At 35.3% G+C, this 8,258-nt stretch carries 3 protein-coding genes; all 3 read left to right on the top strand.

Annotated elements, in window-relative coordinates; translation table 11 throughout:
• On the top strand, positions 1-1,619 hold a 1,619-nt coding region (locus AC0INN_RS21685), incomplete at its 5' end, for a non-ribosomal peptide synthetase (protein ID WP_306615087.1).
• 30 nt (positions 1,620-1,649) lie between these two features.
• Positions 1,650-3,257 (top strand): MBL fold metallo-hydrolase, encoded by a 1,608-nt coding sequence (locus AC0INN_RS21680; RefSeq protein ID WP_273648447.1) that lies wholly within the window; start codon positions 1,650-1,652, stop codon positions 3,255-3,257.
• 250 nt (positions 3,258-3,507) lie between these two features.
• The coding region (locus AC0INN_RS21675; protein ID WP_306615085.1) for a non-ribosomal peptide synthetase at positions 3,508-8,258 on the top strand (4,751 nt) is incomplete at its 3' end.

The raw sequence follows: 8,258 nt of genomic DNA, 5'->3' as shown, positions 1-8,258 counted from the left end.
ATGGAATCAAGAAAGGCGATTATGTAGGAGTAATGCTTAATCGTGGAGAAAATCAGATCGTTTCTATTCTTGGGATATTGAAACTAGGAGCAGTTTATGTACCTATAGATGCGAATCTTCCAGAATCCAGGAAAGAAGTGATGACTTCTGATTTATCTTTACTGATCACCGAATCTTACTATTTCTTTGACCTTGATTTCTATTCTGGTGAATCTTTTTCTATAGATTTAGAATTTACAGAAGAAGATGCCTCAGGGTTTACATCAGAAGTTTTAGAAAGAGATGATATTGCATACATCATATACACTTCCGGTTCTACGGGAGAACCAAAAGGAGTTTTGAATACTCATGGCGGTATTTTGAATACAATGTTATTCCAGAAAGAATTCTTTGAAGTTTCCTCTTATGAGAATGTTGCTCAGTTTGCTTCTTTTTCATTTGATGCTTCTATTTCAGAGATTTTTATGACGTTGCTAAGTGGTAAGAGTCTTCATATTTTGAGTGATTCAGTGAGAAAAGATGTTTATGCCTTTGAAGAGTATGTAAACAATCATTCCATTGATCTGGTAACACTGCCACCGGCATTTTTCAGTTTACTGAATGTTGAGAGACTTCAGGGATTGAAAGGTTTAATAACCGCAGGAGAATCAGCAATTATTGGTAAGACGAAAGAATATCTGAAGTATGGAACTTTTTACAATGCTTATGGTCCTACAGAGACGAGCATCTGTGCTACCGTACATAAACTTGAAAAGGGGAGTGATTTAGCTTCTTCTACCATACCTATCGGTCAGCCTATCGCCAATACGCAGATTTATATTTTAGATGAGAATAAACATTTGGTTCCTGCAGGAGTAAGCGGGGAGATGTATATCTCTGGAGCTGGATTGGCTCAGGGTTATTTAAATAATCCAGAGCTTACCGCAGAGAAGTTTGTAGACAATCCATTTATTCCGGGTACGAAGATGTACCGCACAGGAGATTTAGGAAAATGGCTAGCTGATGGTACAATAGAGTATCTGGGAAGGATTGACCATCAGGTAAAGATCCGTGGTCATAGGATAGAGCTTGGAGAGATCGACAGCCAGGTGCTTTCTTTCAGTGAATCGATTAAATCTGTTGTTACAGAAGTAAAAGAACATGAAGAAGATAAGAGTTTGGTGGTGTACTATGTAAGTGATACCCCGATTGACAAGCAGGATCTGGCGAGACATCTGGAGAGCAAGCTTCCACAATATATGTTACCCGGTTTTTATGTGGAACTTGACCAGATTCCTTTAACAAGCAATGGAAAGGTTGACAGAAAGAGTTTACCAGAAGTAAACAGTTCAGATTTAATAAAGAACGAATACATCGCACCAACCAACGAATCAGAACAACAGTTGAAAGAAATCTGGCAGGAAATATTAAGAATTGAAAACATAGGAGTTACCGATAATTTCTTTGAACTGGGTGGAAACAGTATGAATGCCATAAGGATCATTGGAGAAATACAAAAGAAAATGAAAAAGGTGGTGAAAATTAATGTTTTCCTTGAGAAACCTACCATTAAGGAGCTGGCTGAAGTGATGAACGAAATAGAAAACAAAGAAGAAAACACATTTAGAACTATTATTTAACCTAGTAAAGACTATAAAAATTATTAAAAAATGGAAAATTTAAAAAACGATACCTATTTAAAACTTAATGTCGTGATTGAGCCATTGGTAGATCTATGGTATGCATGGTCTCACCTTATATCTCCGGTTACTGCAGCAATGAATATAAAGCATAGACACCTGAGAATTATGTCCTCTTATATTAAAAATGCAAAAACACATAGTTTAGCGGTTAAAAATCCTAAAATGCTGGGAGGTCCGTTCATCGATTATCAGACGGAAAGGGTAAATGAGGTTTCAAGATTACACGACGAGACCATCGAAAAAAGAGCACATTTATTAGAATTGGACAATGCCTTAAGAGAATTAAATGAGATTTTGCAATCAGAAGTTCAGGGCTTCTCTCTTAATAGTATGTATGAAAAGATTCCTGAAATTCTAAAAGGATATGTTGAGCTGTATTACGATTTAAATAATAATGTCAATTACAGATTAATAGAACCATTATTATATGCGAGTAAGTATTACGATGAGTCGGCTCAGTCTATAAGCTTACAATTAATTGATTCCGATGATTCAAGATCATTTGTGTTAAGTACTCCAAGATTACCGGATGAAAATGTTATTCATCTTGATATTCCTTTCAAATCTGAAGTAATAGATGAGCTGTTTACAATGAAAAAAATTCCGGGAGATTATAATAGAATCAAAGAATTATTAAATATTCCTGCTGAAAAAGAAGAGCTTTTCAAAACCTTTTTTACTAAAGAAAAACCGGCAGAATTCCGAAAATATAACGGGCCGGGAGTTAGAACCAGATATTTCGGACATGCCTGCGTTTTGGTTGAAACCAAAAAAGTATCAATTGTGGTAGATCCCGTTATAAGCTATGACGGATATGAAACAGATGTGAACAGATATACCATTAATGATCTTCCTGAAGAAATTGATTATGTTTTAATTACTCACAACCATCAGGATCATATTCTTTTGGAAACGTTATTACAATTACGCCACAGAATAAAAACGATTATTGTTCCAAGCAGCAGTAAAGGAAACTTACAGGATCCAGATCTTAAGTTGATGTTTAAGAAAATAGGCTTTAAGCAGGTTATTGAATTGAATGAGTTGGAAAGCATCGAAATGGAGAATTGTGTGATCACAGGACTTCCATTCTTAGGAGAACATGCCGATCTTGATGTTAGAAGTAAACTGTGTTATCACTTTTCCCTACACAATGGCATCAGACTTTTATTTGCAGCAGATTCTTGTAACATCGAGCCAAAGATCTATGAAAAAGTAAAAGGAATCGTTGGAGAAGTGGATGTGTTATTCCTGGGAATGGAATGTGAAGGAGCTCCTTTATCCTGGCTGTACGGACCATTAATGTATAAAAAATTAGAAAGGGATAAAGACCTTTCCCGACGTCTGGCCGGATCTGACTACAATCAGGGAATAGCCTTTATCGATATTTTTAATCCTAAAGATGTATTTGTATATGCAATGGGAATGGAACCTTGGCTGGTATTCATCAGTTCTATTAAATATACAGATGAATCCAAAGCTATTGTAGAATCCAATAAACTGCTGGAAGAATGTATATCCAGAGGCATCGAGGCAGAAAGATTATTCGGGGAAAAGACAATAGAATATGTATAACGGAATTACTGAATTGTAATGTAAAGTTAGATTTTAAATCAATGATCAATTATAAACTTTGCATTTGGTTTAAATAAAAATGCAAAGTTTTTAAATGGTCTGCTTGAATCCCAACGATATTTCTATGTAAACTCAATATTATCTCCCTTAACAGATTGATATTGTTTTATATATTAAAAAATAATCAAAGATTATAAGCTGCATTAACTAAGGATAATTTTTAACAGAAATATCAATTATACCAAAATTTATGAAAAATTTTATTGATAAATTAAAAGAAAATAACATAGAAGTTGTATTGAAGAATGATGATTTAGAAATCATTTCCACGAAAGAGAATATTCCAACTGAGCTTTTGAAGGAAATAAAAATAAATAAAGATTCTTTAGTTCAATTTTTTAAAAATAAATCACTCTCAAATGTTTCTGTAGATGAACAAGGTAATATCCATTACAGAACATCTCATGTTCAAAGGGAAATATGGATAACATGCCAGGACCCTACAGCATCCATAACCTACCACTTACCTTCAAATTTCTATATTCGGGAAACTTTAGATCTTGAATTATTAAAAAGGGCATTGAATTTTGTTCTAAACAAATATGAAATTTTAAGAACCAATTTTAAATTAAATGCTTCAGGAGATTTGGAGCAAATAATCCATCATAAAGTAGAAGCGGATATACATGAAGTCGATTATACTCATGGTAATTATGGGGACGGGATGGATTTTATCAATAAAGATAATCTTGTAAATTTTGATTTAGAAAACGGTCTGCTTTTACGATGTTATTTAATTCATCTTCCTGAAGGAAATAGCATTTTCTATTATAATATACATCATATTATAGCGGATGAATGGTCCGTTAAGATATTTGAAAATGAAATATTCTCAGTATATAAGGCCTATTTAATCGGGGCTGAGCCGGAAAAAGAAGTAAAATATCAGTATAAGGATTATATTGACTGGACCTATGAACAATTGTCAGCTTCAAAGGATCACAAAAAATACTGGCAGGATGTTTTGTTACCGTTACCGGAAGTAGTTCAGTTTCCTACAGATAAGATAAAACCATCTTTCAAAACCTATGACAGTGTAGCTTTTCAGATGTTTTTATCCCTTGAGAATACCAAGCTGCTTAGTAATTTGGTGCAGAAACGTCATGGAAGCCTTTTCATGGGAGTTCTTACAGTGTTAAAGGCATTATTGTACAAATATACCCACCATGAAGATATTATTGTAGGATCCCCGATGGCTATCAGGGAAAGAGATGAATTTTCTCAGCAGATCGGTTATTTTTTAAGAACATTAGTGTTAAGAAATAAAGTAAGTTCTACAGATAGCTTTAATACTTTCTTTGAAAAAGTTAAAGAGAACCTGATCTCCGCTTATGAGCATTCCATATATCCGCTGAGTGAGATATTGAATGATATTGATTTTAAAAGAGATCAGTCTAAAAGCTCAATTTTTGATATTTCAATTACATTTCATGAAGCCACAACAGATCCTTATTCAATACATGAAATAGTAACAGATAATATTCAGGAATTTAAAGGAGGTAACTGTAAGAATGATATTGAGTTTCACTTTGGTGTTATTAATGACCAGTTATACATCAAAGTAAACTATAATAAGGATCTGTATGATTCAGATATTATTCAGAACTTTATAAAACATTACAAAGAATTACTATTAAAATTTATTGACTCTCCCAATACTCCTTTATCAGAATTAGAATATGTAAGCTCTGCTGATCGGGAAGTATTGCTAAAAGAATTTAATGATACTTCTGTTTCATACCCTGACAATCAAAATATTGTTAGTTTATTTGAAGAAGAAGTGGCCAAAAATCCAGATTCAAGAGCTGTTGTTTTCGAAGATACAGTATTAAGCTACGAAGAGCTGAATAATAAAGCGAATGCTTTAGCTTATCGTCTTCAGGTGGATCATGGAATCAAGAAAGGCGATTATGTAGGAGTAATGCTTAATCGTGGAGAAAATCAGATCGTTTCTATTCTTGGGATATTGAAACTAGGAGCAGTTTATGTACCTATAGATGCGAATCTTCCAGAATCCAGGAAAGAAGTGATGACTTCTGATTTATCTTTACTGATCACCGAATCTTACTATTTCTTTGACCTTGATTTCTATTCTGGTGAATCTTTTTCTATAGATTTAGAATTTACAGAAGAAGATGCCTCAGGGTTTACATCAGAAGTTTTAGAAAGAGATGATATTGCATACATCATATACACTTCCGGTTCTACGGGAGAACCAAAAGGAGTTTTGAATACTCATGGCGGTATTTTGAATACAATGTTATTCCAGAAAGAATTCTTTGAAGTTTCCTCTTATGAGAATGTTGCTCAGTTTGCTTCTTTTTCATTTGATGCTTCTATTTCAGAGATTTTTATGACGTTGCTAAGTGGTAAGAGTCTTCATATTTTGAGTGATTCAGTGAGAAAAGATGTTTATGCCTTTGAAGAGTATGTAAACAATCATTCCATTGATCTGGTAACACTGCCACCGGCATTTTTCAGTTTACTGAATGTTGAGAGACTTCAGGGATTGAAAGGTTTAATAACCGCAGGAGAATCAGCAATTATTGGTAAGACGAAAGAATATCTGAAGTATGGAACTTTTTACAATGCTTATGGTCCTACAGAGACGAGCATCTGTGCTACCGTACATAAACTTGAAAAGGGGAGTGATTTAGCTTCTTCTACCATACCTATCGGTCAGCCTATCGCCAATACGCAGATTTATATTTTAGATGAGAATAAACATTTGGTTCCTGCAGGAGTAAGCGGGGAGATGTATATCTCTGGAGCTGGATTGGCTCAGGGTTATTTAAATAATCCAGAGCTTACCGCAGAGAAGTTTGTAGACAATCCATTTATTCCGGGTACGAAGATGTACCGCACAGGAGATTTAGGAAAATGGCTAGCTGATGGTACAATAGAGTATCTGGGAAGGATTGACCATCAGGTAAAGATCCGTGGTCATAGGATAGAGCTTGGAGAGATCGACAGCCAGGTGCTTTCTTTCAGTGAATCGATTAAATCTGTTGTTACAGAAGTAAAAGAACATGAAGAAGATAAGAGTTTGGTGGTGTACTATGTAAGTGATACCCCGATTGACAAGCAGGATCTGGCGAGACATCTGGAGAGCAAGCTTCCACAATATATGTTACCCGGTTTTTATGTGGAACTTGACCAGATTCCTTTAACAAGCAATGGAAAGGTTGACAGAAAGAGTTTACCAGAAGTAAGTTCAGAAGATCTTATTACCACAGAATATGTTGCAGCTACCAGTAAAGAAGAAAAGGTATTAGTCTCTGTCTGTGAGCAGGTCTTGAAACACAGTCCGATCAGTATCCGTGATAACTATTATAATTTAGGAGGAGACTCCATAAAATCCATTCAGATAGTTTCCAGGCTTCGTCAGCAGGGTTATAGTCTGAAGGTAGAACATATTTTACAGTATCCTGTATTAGAAGAGCTGGCGTGCTATATGACAACAGATGTTGCTAAAATCGACCAGTCTGAAGTTACAGGAGAAAGTATTCTAACTCCTATCCAGAGGTATTTCTTTGAAAGTGAAGGGATCACCAATAAAAATCATTATAATCAGTCTGTTATTTTAAAAAGCAGTGAAAGACTGTCGGCTTCTGTTTTAGAAACTTCCTTAAAATGTCTTGTAGAGCATCATGATGCTTTAAGAATGGTGTATAGTCATAAAGACGGGAAATGGAATCAGTATAATTCGGGAATTGATGGCGTACATTACCGTTTAGCGTCTTTTGATATCCGGGAGAGTGGTAGTGAATCAGAAGAGCTATCCCAATTACAACAAATAGGAAAGGACCTTCAGAGTACAATCAACATAGAGTCCGGAGTTTTATTCCATGTGGGTCATGTTTCCATGAGTGATGGGGACCGTATCATTTTAGTTGTTCATCATTTGGTAATGGATGGTGTTTCGTGGAGAATTTTGCTGGAAGATTTAGGTAATTTATATGAGTCAGAAATTAGAGGACAACAATATTCTCTGCCCTCTAAAACGGATTCCTTCCAGAGTTGGGGTAAAGCCTTGGATGAATACAGCAGAAGTTTGGAACTATCCAAAGAGCGTTTATATTGGGAAGGCGTAGAATCTGAAAACTATACAGCTCTTGTTACAGATTATCCTGTAGAAGGCAAACAGGTTTTAGATAAAAGCTTAGGTTTTAGTTTAAGTACTGATGCTACTAAATTATTACAGACTCGTGCAGGGAGGAAATACAGTGCAGAGATCAATGATGTTTTACTGACCGGTTTGGCATTGGCTTTACAGAATCAGTTTGGGGTTAGCAAGACCAAGGTATTAATGGAAGGACATGGTAGGGAAGTGATGAACACAGGACTTGACATCAGCCGGACGATAGGTTGGTTTACCAGTGTATATCCTTTTAACCTTGATATCAGCGATAACAGTCAGCCTGCTTTGGTAAGTGTAAAAGAAGGTTTACGAGGTATTCCAAACAAAGGGATTGGTTATGGTATTTTGAATTATCTGGGTGATGCATTTTCTTCAACAAGTAATCCTTCCATACAGTTCAATTACCTTGGAGATTTTAATGAAATTGGAGATTCTGAAACTGAAGGGAAGCGCTCCTTATTTGATTACAGTTCCGAAAATATAGGCTCTTCTGTAGATTCTGCTAATTTATCTACAGATCTCTTGTTGGATGTCTCAGGAATGACGGTGAACGGAGTGATGAGTATCAATATCCGTTTTTCAGATAAATTATTTACAGAAAATACGATACAAAAACTTTTATTCGCTTATCAGTCTCACCTGGAAGCTATAGTGAAAGAGAGTGAAGATTCATCTGTGATTCTAACTCCATCAGACCTTACTTACAAAGGATTATCATTCAGCACCATTGAGGAGATCAGTAAAGGGAATGATATAGAAGATATTTATGAGCTTTCCCCGATGCAGCAGGGCTTGTATTA

It is taken from the genome of Chryseobacterium subflavum (assembly GCF_055762745.1).
This window is presented reverse-complemented; position numbering and strand designations above follow the sequence as displayed.